Origin of the sequence: Pararhodobacter sp. CCB-MM2 (genome assembly GCF_001691415.1) — a bacterium.
GTDB lineage: Bacteria > Pseudomonadota > Alphaproteobacteria > Rhodobacterales > Rhodobacteraceae > Pararhodobacter.
Map to the genome: position 1 here is coordinate 67,961 of NZ_LRRR01000009.1, position 22,631 is coordinate 90,591.

The window sequence follows — 22,631 nt, forward strand, 5'->3', positions numbered from 1 at the left end:
GCCGGGACTTGCCAATCGGCGCATGGCGTTGCAGGTCAATGCCATGCGCCTTTTCACGACAGGATGATGCCATGATCTCCGATACGCCCGGCCTGATGGACCAGGTCCGCGACCGCTTCGCCCACATCGACGTCTGCCCGTTCGAGGGCCCGCGCGCCTTCTTCGAGAATGCCGGCGGTGCGCTGCGGCTGAAATCGGTGGTCGAGACCTCGGCGGCCTATGCCTCGTATCCCGACAACCAGGGCCGGCCGAACGTGGCCTCGCAGGCGCTGATGGCTGCGATCGACAAGGGCAAGGCCGACATGCGCCTGTTCCTCAACGCGCCGAAGGGTGTGGTCTTTGTTGGCGAGAGCGGCTCGGAAGTGCTGTTCCGTCTGGTGCGCAACGCGGCCACCGGCTCCGAGAAGGGCGGCGTGATGATCCGCTCGACGCTGGAACATCCGGCGATGGGCTCTGCCATGGCGCATTGGGCCGAACAGACCGGCCGCGAGCTGATCGAGGTGGTGCATGACAATGCGACGGGTCTGGTGACCGCCGAGGCTTACAAGGCTGTGCTGCGCCCGGATATCCGCGTGGCCTCGATCATCCACACCTCGCCGGTGACCGGCAAATCGACCGATGTGAAGGCGATCACCGCCGCGATCCGCGAAGTCGCGCCGAATGCGATCGTGCTCGTTGACGGCATCCAGCATGCCTGCCACGGCCCGGTCGATGTGACGGATTACGACGTCGATGGCTATGCGCTGAGCCCCTACAAGATGTTCTCGCGCCATGGCTACGGCGTGGGCTGGGTCTCGGACCGGTTGACGGCGCTGGCGCATGAGCAGATCGCCGGGAATGGCCCGCTGAGCTGGGAGCTGGGGACGCGGGATACGGGCGCCTATGCGACCTTCTCGGACGTCGTGGCCTATTTCGACTGGCTGGGCAGCCAGTTCTCGGAGTCGGACGACCGCCGCACCCGACTGGAAGCCGCCGGCTCGGCGATCCATGACGAGGAAGCCAAATTGACCGGGCTGATCCTGAACGGCACCGGCAACCTGCGTGGTCTGTCCGAGATGCCGGGGGTCGAGCTGATCGCGGCTGAGGGGGATACCCCGCGCGAGGGGGTGATCTCGATCACGGTCGAAGGTTGGGACACCAAGGCACTGGTGGAGTTCCTTGGCTCCAAGGGCGTCCGGACGCATATCCGCAAAGCCGACAATTACTCGGGCAACGTGCTGGTGCCGCTGGGCAAGCCGGATTGTCTGCGGGTGTCCTACTGCCATTACAACACCGAGGCCGAGGTGGCGAAGCTCTTGGGCGCGATGGAAGAGGCGCTGGCACAGGTGGGGTGAAACCCCACCCTACGGGTTGGCGCGGAACGGTAGGCGAGCGCCCGCCCGTGACCATCGGCCCGTGACCCTCTGCCCTAGGCCGGAGCGGCTGTTGCGGGAGCCTTGCGGAACAGCACCAACCGCCTCCAGCGCGGCTTCTCACCGAAGACGCGCGTCGTCTCATGCACCATGCCGGGCAGGGTTTCGACCAGCTCGATCAACTTGGGCACATTGGTGCCGAACGGATCCAGCGCGTTGACCCGCCGCGCCTGATGCGCTTTGGTATGCTCGAGGGCCAGCAAACCACCCGGCCTGACGCAAAGCGCCCAAGTGGCAAAGGCTTTCGCCGGGTCATAGCTGTGATCCCAGCTGTTGGAATAGACCAGATCGAAGGCCCCGGCCCAATCGGGATTCATCTCGTGGAAATCCCATTGCACGGTATCGGGAAACTGCGTCGCCGTGTCCGAGATCTCGGTCCCCAGCACTGAAACGCCCGGAAGGGCGGCCTTGAAGAACCCCTGCTCCGCGGCGTTCCGGGTCCCGTGACAAAGGATCCGCGTAACCGGGCCGCCTGCCTCCGCATAAGCGGCGAGATCGCGGATCATCGGCTCCTGCACGAAGACCGCCCCAAGCTTGCGCTTGTTGCCCTCGGTCTGGATGCGGCGATAGGTCTGGTAATCGAAGACCCCCTCACGCAAATAGGAAACCTGCGCCATATCCTTGTCGCCACTCCGCTGCAGGGCGCCCAGTTCGGCGATGTAGAGCGTCTCCTCGGGGAGAGTTTCGGCGGCTTTCGCGCCGAGCGGCTCCGTGGCGGTCGCGGGCGGGGTCTTGGGCTCTTCCGACATCACGGTCCTTCGTACAAACGCGTCGTGCCGAGGTTAAGCGGGATGCCGGGCGGGTTCAACATTCGGACGAAAGCCTTCCCGTTTGATATGCGAAACGCCCGCGCTTGCGGCACGGGCGTCTTGTCCTGCGTAGGGTGGGATTTCATCCCACCACAGCGCCCACGGCTCAGATGCCGTCGCCGACGAAAGCCTTCTCGATCACATAGTCGCCGGGGGCCGAGTTCGAGCCTTCTTCCAGCCCGAAGCCATCCAGCACCGCCGCCACGTCCTTGTTGAACGCCAGCGAGCCGCAGACCATCGCCCGGTCGCGCTCGGGCAGCAGCGGGCCTTCCAGCCCCAGATCCGCGAAGACCTGACCGTTCACCAGATTGTCGGTGATGCGGCCCTTGTACTGGCTCTCATCCCGCGTGGTCGTCGGGTAGTAATGCAGCTTGCCGTCGACCAGTTCACCGATCAGCGGATCGCTCGAGAGGTCCTCGACCAGCTTGCGGCCGTATTCCAGCTCCCCGGCCTCGCGGCAGGTGTGCATCATCACGACGCGGTCGTATTTCTCCCAGGTCTCGGGCTCACGCAGCAGCGAGGCGAAGGGCGCGAAACCCGTCCCGGTGGCGAGGAACCACAGCCGCTTGCCCGGCTTCAGCGCGTCATGCACCAGCGTGCCCACAGGCTTCGGGCGCAGGATGATCTGCTCGCCCACCTGCACGTTCTGCAGCTTCGAGGTCAGCGGGCCGTCCGGCACCTTGATCGAATAGAACTCCAGCTCCTCGTCCCAGGCGGGCGAGGCGATGGAATAGGCGCGCAGGATCGGCTTGCCGTTGTCACCTTCCAGCCCGATCATCACGAACTCGCCCGAGCGGAAGCGCAGGCTCTGCGGACGGGTCACGCGGAACGAAAACAGACGATCCGTCCAATGCGTCACCGCGGTCACGGTCTGCAGGTCAGGGTTCACCTTGGCACTCACGGCGACGTTCATGCGATCCTCCGAAGGCGGGCGCGGTAATCGTTGCCCTGCCAATCGGCACGGCTGAGCCATTGCTCCTGCGGCTGACGCGCGGCCAGATCATCCGAGATCTCGACCTCGTCGAAGCCCGAGCGGCGGGCCATGGCATATTGGTCGGCGATCACATGGCCCGCGGCGCGCAAACGGCCGGTGAAGCCGGCGCGGCGCAGGCGGGCGGCCAGAGTGAAGCCACGGCCGTCCGAGAAGGCCGGGAAAGCCACGCGGATGGCCGAGACGCCCTCGATCTGGCGCTCCACCGCCGCGATATCGGCGTCCGAGGCGAGGTCGAACCACTCGCCGTTATGGGTGTCCGGGCTGAAGCCCCGGTCGGTGACGATCACGCTCATCTGTCGGATCCCCTTACGATGCTTGTCTTCTGATCACGCGGCCGTCGACGACGTGGATGCCGCATTCGTCCTTGTCGGACCCGCGCCAACGACCGGCGCGGGGATCCTCGCCCGCCTTGACCGGGCTGGTGCAGGGCGCGCAGCCGATCGACGGATAGCCCTTGGCAACCAGCGGGTGCCGGGGCAGCGCATGGGCGTCCATATAGGCCGCCAGATCCTTGCCGTTCCAGCTGGCCAGCGGGTTGATCTTCAGGTGGTGGAAATCGGCATCGTATTCGAACATGTCGATGCCCTGCCGTGCCCCGCCCTGAAAGCGCTTGCGCCCGGTAATCCAGCCATCAAACCCCTTCAGCGCCTGTTCCAGCGGCCGGGTCTTGCGCAGGTCGCAGCAGGCGTCCTGATCGGCCAGATGCAGGCGGTTGAACGGGTCGGTCGCGCCCAGCGCATCCTTGCCCGGGGTGATCACACGCAGATCGGTCAGGCCCAGATGCTCGGCCAGATCGCGCTGATAATCCAGCGTCTCCTGGAACAGCATCAGCGTGTCGATGAACAGCACCGGCGTGTCCCGGTCGATCTGGGACACGAGGTGCAGCAGCACGGCGCTGTCCGCGCCAAAGCTGGACACCATGGCGATCTTGCCCAGTGCACCCGAGAGCGCTACGCGAAGCGCGCCCTCGGCGTCACCCTCGTAGCGGGCGTTGAGCCGCGTCAGGTCAGGCTGCATGGCGTTCGGCCTCGTACAGGGCTTCCTTGAACGGAGCCAAACCAACCCGGCGATAGGCTTCGAGGAAGGTTTCCTCGCGGCTTTCGCGGATCTCCAGATAGGCGCGCAGGATGCGCTCGATGGCCGGCACGATCTGGTCATAGGCAAAGCCCGGACCCGTCCGCTCGCCCAGCGAGGCGTCTTCCGACCCGTCACCGCCCAGCGTGATCTGGTAGTTCTCCACGCCCGCACGATCGAGGCCGAGGATGCCGATATGGCCGACATGGTGATGGCCGCAGGCGTTGATGCAGCCCGAGATCTTGATCTTCAGCGGGCCGATGTCGTGCTCCAGCTTCAGCGCGTCGAAATGGGTGGCGATCTCCTGCGCGATCGGGATCGAGCGGGCGGTGGCCAGCGCGCAGTAATCCATGCCCGGGCAGGCGATGATGTCACTCACCAGACCGACATTCGCCGTGGCCAGACCTTGCGTTTTCAACGCCTTGTAGACGGCGGGCAGGTCGGCGCGGTGGACATGCGGCAGGATCACGTTCTGCTCGTGGCTGATGCGGATCTCGCCATAGCCGTATTTCTCGGCCAGATCGGCGATCAGGCGCATCTGCTCCGAGGTCGCATCGCCCGGCGTCTCGCCATGCTTCTTCAGCGAGATGGTAACGACGGCATGACCCTCGGCCTTGTGGGCGTGCAGGTTGGTGTCGGCCCAGGACCGGAAGATCGGGTCCGAGCCATAGGCGGCCTGATAGGCCAGATCCGAGGCCGTGCGGAACGACGGCGCGGCGAACATCGCCTCGATGCGGGCCAGCTGCTCCAGCGTCGCGGCGGCGTCGAACTGCGGGGCGATCTCGGCGAAGCGGGCCTCTGTCAGCTCGCGGAACGTATCGATGCCGTTCTCGTGCACGGTGATCTTGATGCGCGCCTTGTACTTGTTGTCGCGGCGACCGAGCAGGTTGTAGGTCGAGACGGCCGCTTCGAGATAGGGCAGCAGGTCTTCCACGGGCAGGAAGTCGCGCAGCACCTTGCCGATCATCGGCGTACGGCCGAGGCCGCCGCCAACGATGACCTCGAAACCGACCGCGCCGTTCTTGCGGACCGTGCGCAGACCGATGTCATGCGCCTTGGTCACGGCGCGGTCGATTTCAGAGCCCGTCACCGCGACCTTGAACTTGCGCGGCAGGAACTGGAATTCGGGGTGGTCGGTGGACCATTGACGGATCAACTCGGCATAGGGACGCGGGTCCACCAGCTCGTCGGCGGCAGCACCGGCGAAATGGTCCGAGGTCACGTTGCGGATCGTGTTGCCCGAGGTCTGGATGGCGTGCAGGCCCACTTCGGCCAGCGCGTCCAGCATGTCCGGCACATCCGGCAGCTTCGGCCAGTTGTACTGGATGTTCTGACGGGTGGTGAAATGGCCGTAGCCCTCGTCCCAACGGTCGGCGATATCCGCGAGTTTCCGCATTTGATGCGGGTTCAGCGTGCCATAGGGGATCGCGACGCGCAGCATGTAGGCATGCAGCTGCAGGTACAGGCCGTTCATCAGGCGCAGCGGACGGAATTCGTCTTCGGTCAGCGAGCCGTCGATGCGGCGGGCGACCTGCTCGCGGAACTGGCGGTTGCGCTCAGTCAGGAACGCGGTGTCGAAATCATCGTAGACATACATGGGTCAGGTCCTCACACGGATCAGCGGCTCAGGCGGCGTCGGACGCAGCGGCCTGCTTGCCGTGGGCATAGTTCGAGGGGCCGCGGCGGCGGAAATCCTCGCGGAAATGGGCGGGTTCGAAGCCGGCGACGGTCAGCGTCACCTCGGCGAGGTAACAGCCGACGATCTCGCTGTGACGCTTCGAGGCGGCGGCGAGGGCGGCTTCCGCCGGCTCGGCCTCGGTGAAGACCTCGGCTTCCTGCATGTGGCGGGTCCAGGTGCCTTGGGCGGTCAGGTACACGACATCACCCTCCAGCAGGGCGTTGGCGGTCACGATCTGGGCTTTGGGAGCACGGGCCATCAGGCAAAATCCTCGATCAGGTCAGGCAGGGCGGCGGCGGCCTTGGAAGGCGCGAGGCCGAAGAGGGTGATGACGGGGCCGGAGAAACCGGCGTCGGTCATGTCGGAAGACAGGCGGTCGAGGCGCGAGGCGACGATCCGCTGGTCGGGGCGCGAGGCGTTCTCGACCAGCGTCACCGGGGTCAGGCCATCGGCGCCGTGCATCAGCAGGCGACCCTGCACGAAACGCGCGGCGCGCTTGCCCATGTAGATCGCGGCGACCGAGCCGGGGCGGGCCAGCGCGCGCCAGTCCTGCTCGGCATAGCCTTCGATGTCCTGCGCGGTCATCAGGCGCAGCTCGCTGTTGCGGGTGCGGCGGGTGAGGCTGGCACCAATCGCGGCGGCGGCGGCCGAGGCCGCGGTGATGCCCGGCGTGACCGACCAGTCGATACCGGCCTCGGTCAGGGCGGCGGTTTCCTCATCGAGACGACCGAAGACCGAGGCGTCGCCGCCCTTCAGGCGCACGACGCGGTGGCCGTCCAGCGCGTGGCGGATCATGTGGGCGTTGATCTCGGATTGCGGGGTGGAGGGGCCAAAGCCCTCCTTGCCCACCGCGACGAAGATCGCCTCGCGGCGGGCGAGTTCGAGGATCGCCTGCGGCACCAGACGGTCGTGCACGATGACATCGGCCTGATCCAGCAGACGGCGGGCCTTCAACGTCATCAGATCCGGGTTGCCGGGGCCGGCGCCGACCAGATCGACGCGGCCGGGCTCTTGCTCGGCGGCCAGATGCTGGGCCAGCAGGGCCTCCAGCGCGTGGTCGAGCAGTTCCTCACCGGCTTCGGCCAGAACCTCGGGCCCGGTGTTGAAGTAATAGTCGGCCCAGAAGTCGCGGCGCGCACGGCCATAGGGCAGCGCCTCGGCGCGGGCGCGGAACAGTTTGCCGGCGCGGGCGAGCGCGCCCAGACCCTGCGGCAGGCGCTCTTCGAGGTCGGTCTTGATCGAACGGGCCAGCACGGGCGAGGCGCCCTCGGTGCCGATCGCCACGGTCACCGGGTCACGGTCGACGATGGCGGGAGTAATGAAATCCGAGGCTTCGAGGTTGTCGACCGCGTTCAGCAGCACGCCCGCCGCGCGCGCGGCACGGGCGAAGCGCGCATCGGCCTCGGCCTCGCCATGGGCGGCATAGGCCAGCGCGGTGCCGGTCAGGTCCTCGGCGACAGCCTCGCGGCGCTCCAGCGTGACGCCATGGGCGGCGATGGTGTCCAGCAGGTCGGCTTCGGGCTCGGTCGCGAAGACGGTGATCCGGGCTACGGTCTTCAAGAGCAGTCGCAGCTTGGCCAGTGCGACCTCACCGTTCCCGGCGATGACGACCCGGCGGTCGGCAAGGTCGAGGAAGATGGGGAAATGTTGCATGGGTCAGCGCCTCCGGTGTTGAGGCACAAGATGGAATTATTTCCCATTTCAGGCAAGATACCGGGCGAAACAAGAACCTCCTGATCCGAGTTACAGCGGGATTGGAAGAACATTGTTCCGATTCCGGGGATTCGCAGGCAGAAATTCCCGCCGCACGCCGCAACGCGGAAAAGCCGTCCTGTCCAGCCTCTATGGATCAGGAGCGCCCCAGCTGGAATCGCACGCCCAGCCCTGTCCGCGCCTCGTCGAAAAGGCCGATGGACGAGCGCGTGACCTGATGCGTGACATCCAGCGTCAGACCCGGTCGCGCCTGAAGCGACAGGCCGATTCCCGTTTGCGCGTCGTCTCGGGCCATGCCCAGCAATTGCCCGCCCGAGGCCCGCATATGCCACAGGCTGACGCTGACAGGCCGTGCGCCCCAAAGCCAACTGGCCCGGGCCGAGACCTGCAACCGCGTTGCCTGCTCACCCGCGATCGGCGTGGCAACCCCGACCCGGAAATCCGTCACCGCATGATCCCAGGCTGTGCCCCAACCCAGCACCAACCCGGTCTGGCGACCGGCCTGCAGCCAGCGCTCCTCGACTTCAAGGCTGAGTTCATGGGCGGCATTGCCCGCAACCAGCAGATGCGAGAGGCGCAGGGACAGGGTTTCGGAATGAGCGTCCGACAGCGCGCGCCAACTGCCGGTGCTGCCAGCGCAGAGATCGGCAAAGTTCCAGCCGCCCAGGGGATTGCGCAGGCACAGCTCAAGGCCCGCATTGGCGCGCCCGATCTCGTGCCGTGGGGACCAGGCGGCCTCAACGCTGGTCGACAGATCCAACGTCCTCCCTTCGGCAAGGGCGTAGCGCAGGAAGCCGTCACTTCGCCCCCCCAACACCCAACCCGACCGCGCCAAATTGGCCGGGGCGACCTGAAACTGCAGGCCGAACAGATCAAGCGTGTCGTTCAGGTAGCCGCCGTTGATATTACCGTCCCACGCCAAGACCGGGCTGAACCGCAGGCTGCGCGCCGTGATTCCGCGCTGATAATAGCCCGCGCGCTCCAGCGCCTGCCGCATTGCCTGTGTCACCTGACGCGGGGCCGTCGGCGCGTGCATCGCTTGGCCCAGCGTGAAGAGGCGCAGACGCTCGCTGCCGAACCGTTGCGCCATCTGCGCGCGGTCCAGTGCCCCTCCCGAGGCCTGCGAGACACCGAGGATCAGAACCAGAAGCAGCGCGAGGCCGCGCAGGACACCCGACTTACGGCGCATTCGGATCGACACCGACGAAGACCCCGTCAATCCGCACATGACGGCCGGTCGCGTCGTCCACCCCGTCCGCCGTGTACAGACCCGAGGTCGACAGGTTGTTCACCCCATCCGTGTAATCCGGCGTCCCGCCCAGATTGCCGCGCAGGCTTCCGTCCACCGAGAGGATATCGGGGCTGTCAGGATCCCAGACCTGAATGGTCACGCCGCCCCCATAAGCCCCGGAGCGGATATTGAGGGGCAGGTCGGCCACCTCGATCTCCGACCGCAGGGCCGACTCACCCCCGACCCCGGTTCGCAGGTTCAAATCCACCGTCTCGGAATCGAAATCGATCACCATGTTGACCAGACCCTCGTCGTCCGACCCGGCCAGCAGGGGCCCGCCGTCGATCGTCGCCCAAGCGTAGTTCGCACCGCGAAGGTAGAAGCGGCCGGTCGCCGCGATCAATTCGCCGCCCTGCTCGTTCGAGAAGGGCGCTTGATCGACGGTCAACCGCACCAGCCGGGTGGCCGGGCCATCGGGCGTGTCGACTTCGGCGATCACCTCGATGTTCATACGGTCGCCGTACCGCGCCTCGTTCAAGGCGATCAGTTGACGATACCCGGCCGGGTCCGCGGGATCGGCGTCCTCGAACGCCGCCAGCGCCTCGGCATCCGCATCGGTGGCGTAGCTTCGGCGCACGCGGGCATAGCCGTTATGGGCTGTTGTATAGGTCTCGAACCCTTCGACATCGACGGGTCGGCCATCCGGCAGACCGGACGAGCCACCACCCGAACAGGCGGCAAGGATAAACGGCAGGAGGAGGGGACGGTTGTACTTCATGGATTGTCCACTGATCGCGAACAATGGCGACATGAAGGCAAAACCGTCCCCGAGCGACGTTTATTTCTGCGCCGTCACTCGTCGCCGCAATGGCGCTTGTTCCAGCGGATCGACGACCACAGCGCCACGCCGATCAAGGCCGCGCCGAACAGGCCGGTGACGACCTCGGGCACGGCGACCAGCGACTGGGCGTACATGATGATCGACAGCGCGATGATCGCGTAGAAGGCCCCGTGTTCCAGAAAGCGGTACTGGGTCAGCGTACCCTTCTCGACCAGCATGATGGTCATCGAGCGCACATACATCGCGCCGATGCCCAGACCGATGGCGATCACGAACAGGTTCTGCGACAGGGCGAAGGCGCCGATCACGCCGTCGAAGCTGAACGAGGCATCCAGCACCTCCAGATACAGGAAGGCGCCGATGCCGCCCTTGGCCGCCGTGCTCATCACCTGTTCCTTGGCATCGAGGAAACCGGACAGAACCTCGACCATCAGGAAGGTCAGCAGGCCCCAGATGGCGGCGACGGTGAACAGGTGACGCTCGGCCCCTTCCAGGAACCGGCCGAAGGTCAGCAGCAGAACCAGCACCACGGCAACCTCGATGCCGCGGACGGTGGCGTAGCGGGCCATGCGGTCCTCCAGCCAGCTGACCCAATGCACATCCTTCTCATGGTCGAAGAAGAAGCTCAGACCGACCATCATCAGGAACGTGCCGCCGAAGGCCGCGATCGGCAGATGGGCCTCGTGCATGATATGGGCGTATTCTTCGGGATGCGAAGCAGCGAGGCGCAGCGCCTCCCACGGGCCGATGCCGGCGGCGACGACCACGATCAGCAGCGGGAAGATGATTCGCATGCCGAAGACCGCGATCAGGATGCCCCAAGTCAGGAAGCGGCGCTGCCAGAGGGGCGTCATGTCCTTGAGCTTGTTGGCGTTGACGATGGCATTGTCGAACGACAGCGAGATCTCCAGCACGGCCAGCACCGCAACGACGAAGAAGATCTCCAGCGTGCCGGACAGGGTGCCGGTGTTCTCCCATCCCAGCCAGGCGCCCAGCACGAGGCCGAGGGCGGTGACCCCGAAGGCTGCGTAGAAATAACGGAAAGAGGAACCGGCCGTACGAGACGGTTGTGCCGGGGACGGGTTGTCCATGATCCACCCAAGGCGGCAAGCGGAAGGAAGGGTGCCGACATCACGAAAACGCCGCTGTTTCCGCCAGAGGGGCCCGGTCACCAGAAGAACCCGCGCGGGCGGGCTGTGGGGCAATATAGGGCACGGGATGGCAAGGGAAAGGGCCCCGTTTCTCTACCAAGGGCGGGGCCCGGATGGGCGGAGCGCCGCCTGCGAGGTTCCGCCTACGTGAAACCGGGAAGGGGAACGTTCGCCGCCCCGATGCGTTACATCGCCAAACCAGACCGGCAGGTCGGCCCCACGGGTCGCGCCCTACTTCCTGGCCGGTGGAACCTGAAAGGAACTCCTCATGAACCGCTTTGCCATCGGGGGCCTGAGTGTCCTCGGCCTTGTCGTCAGTGCCACCACCGTCTTCGCCGATCCGCCGGCCCATGCGCAGGCCAACGGCCACCGCCGTGGCGGCGACGTCTGCCACAATGACCGCGATTGCCGCGTCAATCCGGGCCATGGCGTGAACGACGAACGCCACGGTGGCCGCCACGCGCAATGGGGCGGCGATGATCGCCACGCCCGCTACGAGGGTGGCGACACCTATATCAACATCCATGTCGGCAGCGACGGCAGCCGCGGTGAGCGTTGGAGCTACCGCGACGGCTATGGCATCCGTCGCGCCCCCGTCGGTCAGGAATACCGCGTGATCGATGGCCAGCTGGTGCTGGTCAACACGCAGACGCTGGAAGTCGTGGCCATCGTCGGCCTGCTCAGCGCCCTGCTGAATTAAGCCCGAGGGGGAGGGCCGTCAAAAGCTGACGGCCTGCCCCTTGTTCTCGGCCTCGGCGCGGGTCAGCACATGCTGTGCCGCGGCGAGGTCTTGCGCCACGATCCCCAGCGAGCGGTACATCGTGATCGCCTCGGGGCCCGAGCGCCCCCCTTCCCCGGCCAGAACCGCGCCGATCTCGCCCTTGAGATGGCTCTCGGTGAGGATGCCGGCCTTGATCCCTTCGACGATCTCGCCCGCCTGCGCCATCAGCGAGGGGCGGTAGTCGCAGAACAACTCGGAGCGCAGCACGACCTCGGTATCCACCTCGATTTTCGAGGGGATCGAGGCGCCAACGATATTCAGATGTTGCCCCGGCTCCAGCCATGCGCCCTTCAGCACGGGCGTGGCCGAGTTGGTGACGGTGCAGATGATATCCGCGCCCTTCACGCCGGCTTCGACGTCGGTGCCATGGCTGACGCTGAGCCCCGGATGCGCAATACGGGCGTGGTCGGCGAAGGCTGCGGCCTTCTCAGCCCGGCGCCCGACGATATGCACCGAGGTGATCGGCCGCACGGCCAGCATCGCATCGAGATGATGCTCGGCCTGCTCGCCGGTGCCGACGATCGTCAGCCGCGTCGCATCCGCCCGCGCCAAGGCCCGCGTCGCCACGCCCGAGGCCGCCGCCGTGCGGATCGCGGTCAGCAGGCCCGCATCCATCATCGCGACGGCGCCGCCGGTCTCGGCCTCGAACAGCACCACGGCGCCGCGATGGCCCGAAAGGCCTTTCTCGGGGTTGCCGGGGAACAGGCTCACCAGCTTCACGCCGTAGCACATCGGCTCCTGCATCGAGCCGGACATCACGCCCATCATATTCTTGCCACCCACCGGCACGACATGCCGCAGGGGCAGTTCCGCCGCCCCGCGTGAGACGGTGCGCATGGTGGTGTCGATCACCTCGATCGCCTCACCCATCGGCAGCAGGGCGGCGACATCGGCGTTGGAGAGAATTCTCATGCTTCGAAGATTCCGTCGTTCAGCGTCCAGTCGGGCGACAGGGGCTCGATCCCCAACCGTGCCATGAGCAGGTTGGAATAGAGCGCCGGGCGCAGGAGATAGGGGAAATGCCCGCCCCAGAGGAAGCGGAAGGCGGGGGCCGGTGCGTTGCGGGCCCGGACGGCTTCGCGCATCGGTGGCGGGATCAGCGGGTCGTCCACGGTCTCGATCACCGTCGCATTGGCCTCGGTGTTGGAGAGCGGCGGCAGGACGGGGCCGCGTTTGGTGGCATCGAGCCGCGCGCGCATCTCGGCTTCGGGGATGCGACCGGCGGCTTCGGTCATCAGGAAATCGACCATCTCGGCATGGTCGGGATGCGCTTGCTTCCACGCGTTCATGCCCATGGCGAAACCGGCGCGCAACTCCTCGATAGGCGCGGCCCAGAGGTCCGAGGAATAGGGCGGGCGCGTGTCGATCCCCTCGACCGAATGCAGGGTATTGGCGGCGAAGAGATGCGTCACGCGGTCGGGGTTCTCGGCCGCGAAATACTGCGCGAGGAAGCCGCCGAGGGACGAGCCCAGCAGCGCCACCTTGTCCACGCCCTTCGCGTCGAGCAGCGCCAGAAGCGAGGCCGACCATTCCGCCACGCTGCCCGAGGACGGGTAGCTGACGGCCAGCACGCGACGATGGGCCGAGAGCGCTTCGATCTGCTGGAAAAACACATCCGCGCGGCCGAGTGTGCCGGGCAGGAACAGGAAGACCTCCCCTTCCCCGCCCCCGCCACTCAGTCCGGTGTCGATCAGGCCCCAATCGCGTCCGTTGAGCTCAATTCGTCCTTCGGGAAAACGCGAAAGAAAGGTGTCGCGGGCATTCATCAAGGCATTGGTCATGCGAAAGGGTTCTCCACGCGGGGCCAGTAGTTCAGCGAGCGGTGCTGATAGGGAATCGCGGTGAAGTCTGGCGTGATCGCCCCCGGCGCGGCAATCGGAATGATGACCGAGGCGATGGGCGCAAACCCCGCGCGGTAATGGTTCGAGGATTTCACGCAGACATGGCGCTTCTTCGACAGGTCGATCCCAAGCTGGGTGAAGGCCTCGGGGTGGAAGGTCTGGGTGCGGGCATCGTTGACGACAAGGTCGATATTGTCCGTCTCGTCGCCGGTGCCCATGTCGATGGACAGCCAGACCGTCGTCCCGAGGCTCACCGGCAGCTTGCCGAAGCGTTGGGTCAGGCCCTTGGCGACGCGCTTGATGGTGACGTTCAGGTCCAAGGGATCGCCGGACATCGGGCCGCTCTTGCCCCCCAGCCGGACGGCCAGTTGCGCGCCCTCACCCACATCGGCGCAGAGGCGCACGACGACCGGGTCCCAATAGATCCCCGAGGCGACCGAAGTGAGCCCCCGATCAAGGATCGCACGCAGCAGGAAGGTCGAATCCGACGGCGCGCCGCCGCCCGCGTTGTCGGACATGTCGGCCAGCACGGTGGGGCCTTGGTTGTGGCCGGCGGCCTTGTCGAGCGCTTGGTCGATGGTCAGCACCTCCTGGAAGATCGCCTCCTTCTCGGCCCAAAGCTTTTCGCCGAGCTCGCGCGCCATGGTCGCGGCCAGATCCGTGTCGCCATCGGTGATCGCCAGCGCGCGGGCGCCGGTCCGTTCGTGGTCGCCCCAAGGGAAGCCATGGGCCAAGGACAGCGACAACACCCCCGGCTCGGATTCGCGGGCGGTCATGGCATCGACCCAATCGCGCATCGGGCCCTCGGGCGTCGGCATGGCCATGATGATGCGGCAATCATAGTCCCGCATCACCGGGTTCACCTTGCCCTCGGCGGCGTCCGAGAGAATCTGGAACAGCTCGGTTGCGCGCTCCAGCACGTCGATATGGGGATATTCCTTGAAGCAGATGATCGCGGTGGCGTCCGTCAGCATCACCTCGGTCAGGTGACAATGCGGGTCCAGCAGCGCACCGATCTTGGCGTCCGGCGCGACAGCGCGGCAGGCGGCAATCAGATCGCCTTCGCAATCCGGATAGCCATCGGCGATCATCGCGCCATGCATCTGCAGAGCGATGATGTCGACCGGCATCGCGGCTTTCAGATCGGAGACGATCTCGTCACGGAAATCCTCGTAGACCTTGCGCGGGGTCAGGCCACCGGGCTGGGCGAAGGCGGCGAGGCTTTCGACCACTGGCCAGCCCTTGGCCTCGGCCGCGTCACGCCAGAGCTTCAGCGCGCCGGTCCAATAGACGGGCGGGGCCTGCGTCGCGGTGCCGTGGTGGATATGTCCCTCTTCCCAAGCGGCCATGCCCGTGGGCAGGGGCGAGAAGCTGTTGGTCTCGGTGGCGATGCAGGCGATGAAGGTCTTCATGGGTCAGGTCCGTTCGAGAGCAGGCATGGGGCCGGAAACAGGGCCGGTGAAACGCAGCGCTATCCGCGCAACGCTGCGCGCTGCGGGGAGAGGGCGTCGGCAGTGACCCCCTCGGCGGCGATGTCGTCGGGGATGGGACGGCCCAAGGCCAGCGCGGCGGCGGCCCGGGCCAGCGCCGGCGCAGACTGGATGCCGTAGCCGCCCTGCCCCGCCAGCCAGAAGAAGCCCGGCGCATCGGGCGCGAAGCCCACGACCGGCGCCTTGTCGGCGACGAAGCTGCGCAGGCCCGCCCATTTGTGGTCGATCCGTCGCACGGGCAGGTCGAAGGCCGTCTGGATGCGGTCGACGCAGACCGCCACATCCCATTCGTCAGGCTGGGCGTCGCAGGGCTCGGACGGGGTTTCGTCGGCGGGCGAGATCAACAGCTTGCCGGCATCGGGACGCAGGTAGAAGTCCTCGTCGATATCGACCGCCATCGGCCAATCCTCGACCGACATGCCGTCGGGCGCCGCGACCAGCAGCGCGGTCCGGCGCTTGGGCACCAAACCAATCGGCGCAACCCCGGCCATCGCGGCCAGCGCATCCGCCCAAGCCCCGCCAGCGTTGATCACCACCCGGGCGGTCAGGGCACCTTGCGGGGTCTCGATCCGCCACAGATCGCCTTCCCGCGACAGGCCCGTCACCTCGGCCTTGAGGCGCGTCTCGCCCCCGGCGGCCGAAAGGCGGCGCAGGTATTGGCGGTGCAGGGCCTCGACATCGATATCCGCCGAGCCGGAATCCAGCAGCGAGCCGATCAGATACGCCTCGCGCAGCAGCGGCAGCTTGGCGCGCGTTTCCGCAACACTGAGGCGCGGCAGGTTCAGCTCGATAGCGGTGTCGGCCAGCACCTGCTCCTGCCCCTCGCGGGCGAGGAACAGCACGTCGCGCGGGCGCAGCAGCGGATGGGGGCGATCCTCGGTCGGCGGGGCGTTGAAGGCCTCGGCCGAGGCGCGGGTCAGCGCCCGGATCACCGCCGGGCCATAGCTGGGCGTGTACAGCGCGGCCGAGCGGCCGGTGGTGTGATAGCCCGGCGCAGATTCGCGCTCCAGCAGCAGCACGTCCTGTTCCAGCGCCGCCAGCTCCGCCGCAACCGAGGCCCCGGCAATGCCGGCGCCGATCACGACGATGTCCCTGTGTTCACCCGTAGTCTGCATGCCAAGTCTTTCCGTTTTGGTGACGCTAGCACGAATTTTCCAATTGGAAAGGACAATTTTTCCGATACGAAAATGAGATTGCGTGGGCGGCGCAGGCGGCTATGATCCCAGAACCCGCCCAGAGGGGCGCCACGGAGCGGCAATGTCCAAACCCCAGCCCGAACTGCCCGACAGCCAGCGCGCCGAATTCGGCCGCCGCCTGCACGAGATCCGTCGCAACCGGGGATGGACCCTGCACAACATGGCCGAGGCCTCGGGCTTGGCTGTGTCCACGATTTCCAAGGTGGAGCGGGGGCTTATGTCCCTGACCTACGACCGCATGCTGCAATTGGCGCGCGGCATCGGCGTGGACATGACCGAGTTCTTCTCCAGCGAGGGCTCCAGCTTCCAGCCGGGCGAATTCGCCGTCGCACCGAAGGGCACTTTCGAGCGGGCCGAGACGCGGAACTATGTCTACGAGATGCTGTTCCCGCAGATCCGCAACAAGGCGATGGTGCCGATGATGGGCTCTCTGAAGGCCCATGACCTGATGGATTTCGACGATTTCGTCCGCCATCCGGGGCAGGAATTCCTGCTGGTGCTGGAGGGCGCGGTCACCGTCTTCGCCGAGGGCAAGGCGCCGGTGGTGCTGCGGGCGGGCGATTCGGCCTATTTCGATTCCTCGCGCGGGCATCTCTATGCCTCGGCGGGCGCGACCGATGCGCGGATCCTTGTGGTCTGTACCGAGGCCGAAACCACCGATCCGCGCGACGACCCACGAGCCTGAACCCGCGACTTGCCCGGTTAACAGCCGCGTAGCGGCCCGGGCAGCGGCTGGCCGCCTCCATGGCCAGCCGCTTTGGTAACGCCGTCGCGAGGATCGAGGTCATCCGGACCTGACGCCATCAAGCGCAGACCACCGAAGGCCAGGCGGCTGCCCGCGGCCCGCCGCCGCCCTCCGGCGCGCGCCGAAATCAGCGCATCAGCACCACGGGCACCTTGCACGACCGCACCATCTCGGTCGTGGTCGAGCCGATGATCAGGCTGCGGATGCGCGAATGGCCATAGGCGCCCATGACCAGCATGTCGTGGCCCTCGGCCTCGATCAGCTCGGCCAGCGCCTTGTCGGGCGTGCCGGGGACGATGGCGGTCGTCGCCTCGATCTGAGCCGCCTTCAGCATGGCCTGCGCATCGGCGAGCCCCTTCTGCGCCTCTTTCGTATCCGGCCCCACGGTGACCACATGCACCTTCAGCCCCGGAAACAGCGGCGAGCGGGCAATGTGATCCACCGCCTTCATCGCCGAGGCCCCGCCGTCATAGGCCAGCAGCACCTTCTCGATGGGCTTGAAGCCGCGCGAGGCGACGAAGACCGGCTTATGTGAGGCGCGCACGATCCGCTCGAGATTCGAGCCAAGATGGCCCTTGGCGAAATCCGCAGCCTCGCCGCGCTTGCCGATCAGGATCACGCGGGCGCCGGCCTCGACCTCGGCGACAGCCTCGATCAGGTCGCCGTGACGCAGCCGGGTGGTGACCTCGGTCACGCCCGCCTTCTCGACCAGCGCCTTCGCATCATCGAGGATCGCGCGGCCGCGATGGGCCACCAGTTTCGAGCGTTGCGCATCCAGCTCGGCCAGCTCCTGCAGCAGCTGCGTCCGCGCGCCCAGCGCAATCGCGCCGGACAGGTCGTGCTGGTCTGCGGCCTCGCGCCGGCCCAGCACATGGATCAGCTCGACGGGCGCACCGGTCCGCTGGGCGATCCAGGCGGCATGTTCGCAGGTGCTGGCCGAATAGATCGAGCCATCCACGAGTGCGATGATCTTTTCCATGCTCCGCTCTCCCCTCAATGCGCCGACACGGTCGCGCCGGGCTTGTCATGCACGGCCAGTTTGTCGACCAGCGTCTCGGACGCGGCGTTCATGCCGATGATCTCGACCTCGGCCCCGTCGCGGCGGAATTTCAGCACCGCCATGTCCAGCGCCTGAACGCTGGAAATGTCCCAGATATGCGCCTCGGACACGTCGATCACCACGCGCTCCAGCGCCTCCTTGAAGTCGAAGGCGGCCATGAAATCCTCGACCGAACCGTAGAACAGCTGACCCTCGATGCGATAGGTCCGCTGACGGCCATCAGGGGAAATCTCGGACGAGACCTTGAAGAGCTGGGCAATCTTCGCGGCAAAGAAAATGCCCGAGAGCAGCACACCCACCAAGACACCGATGGCAAGGTTATGGGTCCACACCACGGTCACCACCGTCGCCAGCATCACCACCGAGGACGAGCGCGGATGGCTGCGCAGCGTCAGCAGCGACGACCACGAGAAGGTGCCGACCGAGACCATGATCATGATCGCCACCAGTGCCGGCATCGGGATCTGCCCGACCCAATCGCCAAGGAACACCACGAGGATCAGCAGCACCACCCCGGCGACAAAGCAGGACAGACGCCCGCGCCCGCCGGATTTCACGTTGATCATCGACTGGCCGATCATCGCGCAACCCGCCATGCCGCCGATGAAGCCGGTGCAGAAATTGGCGATGCCCTGGCCGATGCATTCCTGATTGCGGTCGGTTTTCACATCCGTCAGGTCATCGACCAGCTGCTGGGTCATCAGGCTCTCCAGCAGGCCCACGACGGCTACGGCCAGCGAATAGGGCAGGATGATCTGCAGGGTCTCCAGCGTCAGCGGCACGTCGGGCAACAGGAACACTGGCAGCGAATCCGGCAGCGCGCCCATGTCACCCACGGTGCGCACATCCAGCCCCAAGGCCATGGTCAGCGCCGTCATCACGAGGATCGTCACCAAGGGCGAAGGGATCGCCTTGGTGATGCGCGGGAACAGGTAGATGATCGCCAGCGACCCCGCGACCAGCACATAGGTCAGCCAAGTGACATTGCGCGGGTCAAGCTCGGGCAATTGCGCCATGAAGATCAGGATCGCCAAGGCGTTGACGAAGCCGGTCATCACCGATTTCGACACCCAGCGCATGACGAAGCCCAGGCGCGCCACGCCCATGGCGATCTGGATCACGCCGGCCAGCACGGTCGCGGCCAGCAGGTATTGCAGCCCGTGATCGCGCACCAGCGTGACCATCAGCACCGCCGTCGCCGCCGTCGCGGCCGAGATCATGCCGGGCCGCCCGCCGGTGATCGCCACCAGCACGGCGATGGAGAAGCTGGCATAAAGCCCGACCTTGGGGTCGACGCCCGCGATGAGGGAGAAGGCGATGGCCTCGGGGATCAGCGCAAGCGCGACCACGAGGCCGGAGAGCAGGTCGGCCCGTACGTTGCCGAACCATTCGGCGCGATAGGCGTCGAGGGTGATCATGTCAGTCGTTTCCCGTCCCGACGGCCGCAGCCGTCGTGTTCCTGGTCTTGTGTCCGGGCCCTCGGTTCAGGGCGGGTCCCGGGATGTCAGGTCAGGTTGTCCGGCGGATCGGCGGCCGGAATAGCCACCCGGGGGTCGCACCCGGGTCCGTGTTCGCTGTCAGGGCGCATACACGCTGGCGTGATAAAAGCCAACCGCCGGGGGGACCGGCGGTTGGCAGGGACAGGTGTCGGGGTCGAAAGGGCCGGGAAACGAGGCCCCGTCGCGCCGGTCTGCTTATCCGGTGATCAGCGACGCCAAAGTACCGGCAACCATCGTCGTCAGCATCAGGCCAAAGACGACGCGCTTCATCAAGGGAGAGGTCATGGGGTATTCTCGCTTCTTACCGCCGCCCGCCCCGGCGCTGCGCGTCCAAGGGGTCGTGGGTCGGTCGGTGTCTCAGATCCGGGGTGGAGGGGGGGCGGATCAGGCGAGAGGCGGCGCGCGGGCCTGCCAGGCCGGGGCCGGACGCGACGACAGCAGCGGTGCCTCGGGGAGGACGAGGGCGCGGCTGTGGCTCTGCGGCGGCTGCGGTTGCGAGGCGGTGGCCGGAAGCAGAAGGTCCGGCAGATCGCCCTTGGGCACATCCGGCAACGGCGCCCGCACCGAGGGGGCTGCCGGCGCGATGCGGGCCTCGGTCAGGCTGACGGCCTCGCCCTGCGCAGAGCGCGCCATCGCCGGGGCATAGCCCAGCGCGGCCAACCCGCTGACGACAAGCAGCAGGCGCAGGATCGTGAGGAAGGGGGCCATCCGGGCGCTCATCCCTCTCAGATGGGGTGGCGCTGTGATGGCGACAAGTGGCATTGCGCGTTTCCGCGATCGACCAGCAAGTCTCTGCCCGGAAACGCAAAAAGCCTCACCGTTCGGCGAGGCTTGCGGTCATCCTGAAGGATGAAGGATTTGGTGGAGCCAAGGAGGATCGAACTCCTGACCTCTTGCATGCCATGCAAGCGCTCTCCCAGCTGAGCTATGGCCCCATCTCTTTTGCTGCCATCTTCCGGCTGCGAGGCGGGGTTTAGGGCCTGCCGCCGAGGAGCGCAAGAGGAAATTTTCACCGACCCGTCGCATTTCTTTCCGAGGCCTCGCAAACCCCTTGCTAGCAAGGCCCGGTACCCGCCGAAAATCTCCGACACCCCTCGCCACGGCCCTTGGATGGCCCGAATCACACCGCCAACCCCATCGCCGGGCATGAAAAAAACGGGCACCGTGATGCCCGCTTTCCGAAAATTCGTCCCGTTGTGCCGAGATCAGCTCTCGTCGTCGCCTTCGCCGGCCACGTCGCCGAGTTCGTCGAACGAGACGGTATCGTCGTCCTCGTCCTCGAGCAGCTCGTCATCGGTATCCACCGAGACATCATCATCGTCGTCATCGAGCAGGACGTCGTCCGACTCCATGTCTTCGCTGGCCTTGGCCTTCGACTTGTTCGATTCGGTCGCCGCGGTGACGCCTTTGCGGCCGGGCAGGTCGAGAACGACCACCTCGCCGGTGTAGGGCGAAATCACGGGGGTCTTGTTCAGGTCGTAGAATCGCTTGCCGGTGGTCGGGCAAAGGCGCTTCGTACCCCATTCTTCCTTGGGCATAGGCAATCCTTCCCATGTGTGGGTCGTGCATCTGGATCGGGGCCGGTTGCCATAGTTGGATGGGCTTGTCAAAGCCTTTCGGACCCTATTTGCTGCGCGCGCACGGGGGACCCCACCCTCAGGACACGCCCGGAGGTTCCATGTCCCGCGACCCCAACCTGATCGAACTGCCCGGCCCGCCGCCGCTGGCGGTGCAGGTGAAACGCTCGGCCCGGGCCCGCCGGTTGGCGCTGAAGGTGTCGCGGCTGGATGGGGCGGTGACCCTGACCCTGCCGCAACGGGCGTCGATGAAACACGCGCTCGCCTTCCTGAACGAGCGTCGCGATTGGCTGGCCGAGGCCTTGGCCGGGCTGGAAGGGCCCGAGATCGTCGGCCCCGGCACCCTGCTGCCGGTCGAAGGCACCGCCCTGCGCGTCACCCCCGCCGCCCTGCGCAGCGCCCGGATCGAGGACGGCGCCCTGCTGGTCCCGCAGGCCCGGCCCGCTGCTGCCGCGCTGGCCTGGCTGAAACTGCGCGCGCGCGACCGGCTGGCCGAGAGGGTCGCCTTTCATGCGGCACGGCTGGGCCGTCGGGCGGGGAAGCTGACGTTGCGCGACACCCGCTCGCGCTGGGGATCTTGCACCGTCGAGGGCGATCTGATGTTCAGCTGGCGGCTGATCATGGCCCCGCCGCCGATCCTCGATTACGTCGCCGCGCATGAGGTCGCGCATCTGGCGCAGATGAACCATTCGCCCGCCTTCTGGGCCGAGGTCTCGAAGCTGTTCCCCGATTGGCAAACCGCGCGCAACTGGCTGCGCAGCGACGGGGCGCAGCTGCATCGCTACCGGTTCGAGGCCTGACAGGCGTCGAGCCCGCTTGCCCCCTCGCCGGATTTGTGATCACGCTCGATCATGCAGATCGTCCAACGCCCCACGCCCGAACCCTCGACCTTGTCGGCGCATGACCGGGTCTACCGCACCCTGCGCACGCAGGTGATGCATGGGGAACTGGCGCCGGGCCACGCGCTGACCCTGCGCGGCATTGCCCGCGAGTTCGGCGTCTCGATGACCCCGGCGCGCGAATCGGTGCAGCGGCTGGTGGCCGAGGGGGCGCTGACCATGTCGGCCTCTGGCCGGGTGCAGACGCCTGAGTTGGGCAACGAGAGGATCGAGGAGCTGGCCTCGATCCGCGCGCTTCTGGAGCCGGAACTGGGCTCGCGCGCCCTGCCCCGCGCGCATTCGGCGCTGATCGACCGGATGGAGGCGATCAACGCGGCCAATACCGACGCCGTGCTGCGGGGCGATGCGGTGACCTATGTGCGCACCAACCTCGAATTCCACCGGACCCTGTATCTGCGCGCGCAATCTCCGGCGATGCTGGCCATGGTCGAGACGATCTGGCTGCAACTCGGCCCCACCATGCGCGCGCTCTACGGCCGCCTGCGCCGCAACACGCCGCCGCCGCATCACCGGATGATCGTCGCGGCGCTGAAAGCCGGGGACGAGCCGGGCCTGCGACTGGCGATCCGCACAGATGTGACCCAAGGCCTGCGGCATCTGACGCAATAATTGGTGAAGTCTGCGCCTCGGTGTAGACTTG

The 22,631-nt window shown here is 66.6% G+C and carries 23 protein-coding genes, 1 tRNA gene and 1 other annotated feature; of the genes, 5 read left to right on the top strand and 19 right to left on the bottom strand.

Going from position 1 to position 22,631, the window contains the following annotated elements:
• The first annotated feature begins 71 nt into the window (after positions 1–71).
• A complete protein-coding gene (locus BCY78_RS11500) occupies positions 72–1,334 on the top strand; it encodes an aminotransferase class V-fold PLP-dependent enzyme (RefSeq protein WP_068301716.1) in 1,263 nt (420 codons plus the stop codon).
• A gap of 74 nt (positions 1,335–1,408) precedes the next feature.
• Here BCY78_RS11500 and BCY78_RS11505 read toward each other — a convergent pair whose 3' ends face one another.
• From BCY78_RS11505 to BCY78_RS11550, 10 genes are all read right to left on the bottom strand, one after another.
• A complete protein-coding gene (locus BCY78_RS11505; protein ID WP_068301719.1) occupies positions 1,409–2,161 on the bottom strand; it encodes a trans-aconitate 2-methyltransferase in 753 nt (250 codons plus the stop codon).
• Between the two features lie 166 nt (positions 2,162–2,327).
• On the bottom strand, positions 2,328–3,134 hold the full coding sequence (locus BCY78_RS11510) for a ferredoxin--NADP reductase (RefSeq protein WP_068301722.1): 807 nt from the start codon (positions 3,132–3,134) through the stop codon (positions 2,328–2,330).
• Complete coding sequence (locus tag BCY78_RS11515) at positions 3,131–3,508, bottom strand: DUF934 domain-containing protein (RefSeq protein WP_068301725.1); 378 nt, start codon at positions 3,506–3,508, stop codon at positions 3,131–3,133. The genes BCY78_RS11510 and BCY78_RS11515 overlap by 4 nt, the downstream gene beginning before the upstream one ends.
• Positions 3,509–3,521: 13 nt before the next feature.
• Complete coding sequence (locus BCY78_RS11520) at positions 3,522–4,232, bottom strand: phosphoadenylyl-sulfate reductase (RefSeq protein WP_068301727.1); 711 nt, start codon at positions 4,230–4,232, stop codon at positions 3,522–3,524.
• The gene (locus BCY78_RS11525) at positions 4,222–5,886 is read right to left on the bottom strand and encodes a nitrite/sulfite reductase (RefSeq protein ID WP_068301728.1); all 1,665 of its coding nucleotides are present in this window, start codon (positions 5,884–5,886) and stop codon (positions 4,222–4,224) included. The genes BCY78_RS11520 and BCY78_RS11525 overlap by 11 nt, the downstream gene beginning before the upstream one ends.
• A gap of 28 nt (positions 5,887–5,914) precedes the next feature.
• On the bottom strand, positions 5,915–6,226 hold the full coding sequence (locus tag BCY78_RS11530; RefSeq protein WP_068301730.1) for a DUF2849 domain-containing protein: 312 nt from the start codon (positions 6,224–6,226) through the stop codon (positions 5,915–5,917).
• Entirely contained in the window at positions 6,226–7,620 is a 1,395-nt protein-coding gene (gene cysG, locus BCY78_RS11535) for a siroheme synthase CysG (protein ID WP_068301732.1), read from the bottom strand. Before cysG ends, BCY78_RS11530 begins: the two co-directional genes overlap by 1 nt.
• A 196-nt stretch (positions 7,621–7,816) precedes the next feature.
• Positions 7,817–8,869, bottom strand: a complete 1,053-nt coding sequence (locus BCY78_RS11540; protein ID WP_068301733.1) for a hypothetical protein — start codon at positions 8,867–8,869, stop codon at positions 7,817–7,819.
• Positions 8,859–9,689 (bottom strand): hypothetical protein, encoded by an 831-nt coding sequence (locus BCY78_RS11545; protein ID WP_068301736.1) that lies wholly within the window; start codon positions 9,687–9,689, stop codon positions 8,859–8,861. The genes BCY78_RS11540 and BCY78_RS11545 overlap by 11 nt, the downstream gene beginning before the upstream one ends.
• A gap of 74 nt (positions 9,690–9,763) precedes the next feature.
• A complete protein-coding gene (locus tag BCY78_RS11550) occupies positions 9,764–10,843 on the bottom strand; it encodes a DUF475 domain-containing protein (RefSeq protein ID WP_068301737.1) in 1,080 nt (359 codons plus the stop codon).
• 328 nt (positions 10,844–11,171) lie between these two features.
• Here BCY78_RS11550 and BCY78_RS11555 point away from each other — a divergent pair, with 328 nt between their 5' ends.
• A complete protein-coding gene (locus tag BCY78_RS11555; protein WP_068301738.1) occupies positions 11,172–11,603 on the top strand; it encodes a hypothetical protein in 432 nt (143 codons plus the stop codon).
• Positions 11,604–11,621: 18 nt separating this feature from the next.
• On the opposite strand, the gene BCY78_RS11560 is transcribed toward BCY78_RS11555, so the two are convergent.
• Genes BCY78_RS11560 through BCY78_RS11575 form a run of 4 tightly spaced genes read right to left on the bottom strand, consistent with a single transcriptional unit; the run spans position 11,622 to position 16,130 of the window.
• A complete protein-coding gene (locus BCY78_RS11560) occupies positions 11,622–12,596 on the bottom strand; it encodes an ornithine cyclodeaminase family protein (RefSeq protein WP_068301740.1) in 975 nt (324 codons plus the stop codon).
• Positions 12,593–13,465, bottom strand: coding sequence for an alpha/beta fold hydrolase (locus BCY78_RS11565; protein ID WP_068301743.1), 873 nt, complete (start codon positions 13,463–13,465; stop codon positions 12,593–12,595). Before BCY78_RS11565 ends, BCY78_RS11560 begins: the two co-directional genes overlap by 4 nt.
• Positions 13,462–14,937: a M81 family metallopeptidase gene (locus BCY78_RS11570; RefSeq protein ID WP_068301745.1), complete on the bottom strand. Its 1,476-nt coding sequence runs from the start codon at positions 14,935–14,937 to the stop codon at positions 13,462–13,464. Before BCY78_RS11570 ends, BCY78_RS11565 begins: the two co-directional genes overlap by 4 nt.
• A gap of 59 nt (positions 14,938–14,996) precedes the next feature.
• Positions 14,997–16,130: an FAD-binding oxidoreductase gene (locus BCY78_RS11575; RefSeq protein WP_068301750.1), complete on the bottom strand. Its 1,134-nt coding sequence runs from the start codon at positions 16,128–16,130 to the stop codon at positions 14,997–14,999.
• Between the two features lie 142 nt (positions 16,131–16,272).
• On the opposite strand from BCY78_RS11575, the gene BCY78_RS11580 reads away from it, so the two are divergent.
• On the top strand, positions 16,273–16,896 hold the full coding sequence (locus BCY78_RS11580) for a helix-turn-helix domain-containing protein (RefSeq protein ID WP_068301753.1): 624 nt from the start codon (positions 16,273–16,275) through the stop codon (positions 16,894–16,896).
• 187 nt (positions 16,897–17,083) lie between these two features.
• On the opposite strand, the gene BCY78_RS11585 is transcribed toward BCY78_RS11580, so the two are convergent.
• The 5 genes from BCY78_RS11585 to BCY78_RS11605 form a co-directional block, all read right to left on the bottom strand.
• Complete coding sequence (locus tag BCY78_RS11585; RefSeq protein WP_068301756.1) at positions 17,084–17,935, bottom strand: universal stress protein; 852 nt, start codon at positions 17,933–17,935, stop codon at positions 17,084–17,086.
• 14 nt (positions 17,936–17,949) lie between these two features.
• The gene (locus BCY78_RS11590) at positions 17,950–19,434 is read right to left on the bottom strand and encodes a SulP family inorganic anion transporter (protein ID WP_068301758.1); all 1,485 of its coding nucleotides are present in this window, start codon (positions 19,432–19,434) and stop codon (positions 17,950–17,952) included.
• Positions 19,435–19,528: 94 nt separating this feature from the next.
• Positions 19,529–19,586 (bottom strand) — a sequence feature (sul1 is cis-regulatory element that is thought to sense ions involved in sulfur or methionine metabolism; They are found in Alphaproteobacteria).
• Between the two features lie 313 nt (positions 19,587–19,899).
• Entirely contained in the window at positions 19,900–20,235 is a 336-nt protein-coding gene (locus tag BCY78_RS11595) for a hypothetical protein (RefSeq protein WP_158515925.1), read from the bottom strand.
• 139 nt (positions 20,236–20,374) lie between these two features.
• Positions 20,375–20,450: transfer RNA gene (locus tag BCY78_RS11600), tRNA-Ala, on the bottom strand.
• Positions 20,451–20,720: 270 nt separating this feature from the next.
• Positions 20,721–21,053 (bottom strand): TIGR02300 family protein, encoded by a 333-nt coding sequence (locus BCY78_RS11605; protein WP_068301765.1) that lies wholly within the window; start codon positions 21,051–21,053, stop codon positions 20,721–20,723.
• Between the two features lie 140 nt (positions 21,054–21,193).
• Between BCY78_RS11605 and BCY78_RS11610 the strand changes: the two genes are divergently transcribed.
• Both BCY78_RS11610 and BCY78_RS11615 read left to right on the top strand, forming a co-directional pair.
• Positions 21,194–21,892, top strand: a complete 699-nt coding sequence (locus BCY78_RS11610; protein ID WP_068301767.1) for a SprT family zinc-dependent metalloprotease — start codon at positions 21,194–21,196, stop codon at positions 21,890–21,892.
• 51 nt (positions 21,893–21,943) lie between these two features.
• Complete coding sequence (locus BCY78_RS11615) at positions 21,944–22,600, top strand: GntR family transcriptional regulator (RefSeq protein ID WP_068301769.1); 657 nt, start codon at positions 21,944–21,946, stop codon at positions 22,598–22,600.
• Positions 22,601–22,631: the final 31 nt, after the last annotated feature.